Genomic DNA, 793 nt, shown 5'->3' on the forward strand with positions numbered 1-793 from the left:
TAACGTTCTTGTATTCACGAACCTTCACTGCCTTAAGTGACCGAAGGGAACGGCCGCGACGCGGTTAGGCTGTGCAAGGTTGTCCGGCTGAATATTCTTCTCTGCTACTGAATCGGCTTCTTCGAAACCACTTCTTCCAGCTTCGGTCCGGACCAAGGAGAGATAGCGACGCAGCGTGAATACGGTGTTAGGTGATGGGGATGACTTCTTCGAAAATCCTTACAAAAATCTCTTATACTATTCCTGGATCTTTCATTGTAGTAAATATCATTTTTGGTTCATTCTCAATTCCTCTTGTTAGTATCCCTATATAAGTTTCATCATTCTTAATACCGTTCTGAAAATAATGATTGAGCATTTCATATATTATCATTGGCATCTCAAGTGTTTTTGTCAGTTGAATATCTATCCAATGTAATTCTCCTTCTTCTGTTTGTCCCAATTCTTGTTTAGATGTCTTTCCAAAATAAACAAATTGCTCTCTTAATTCATTCTCTTTCTGTCGAAGCAATATATACCGCAATGAAAGATCTGAGATTTGATCTCTTTCAATTCCAGTTTCTTCATGTACTTCCCTGACACAAGCATATTCAGAGCTATTCATTTCATCAGGTTCGATATGACCACCGATACCTGTCCAAATGCCAGGAGCAAGTTTCCTATCTGCGGAACGTTTCATCATTAATATCTTATCGTTATTAAAAAGAAAAGCGGTAGCCATTAAACGAGTAATCATTATAGTCTCCTTTGAGCTTGTTTTTTTATACGCACTTCATCCCTTTCACCTAACGTT

The 793-nt window shown here is 38.5% G+C and carries 1 protein-coding gene; it reads right to left on the minus strand.

All coding sequences use genetic code 11. The annotated features are described in order from the left end of the window. Window positions 1–232: 232 nt before the first annotated feature. Window positions 233–736 (minus strand): NUDIX domain-containing protein, encoded by a 504-nt coding sequence (locus HFP08_RS28905; RefSeq protein WP_168124085.1) that lies wholly within the window; start codon window positions 734–736, stop codon window positions 233–235. Window positions 737–793 lie beyond the last annotated feature (57 nt).

The organism is Paenibacillus sp. HB172176, from assembly GCF_011947265.1.
Classification (GTDB): domain Bacteria; phylum Bacillota; class Bacilli; order Paenibacillales; family Paenibacillaceae; genus Pristimantibacillus.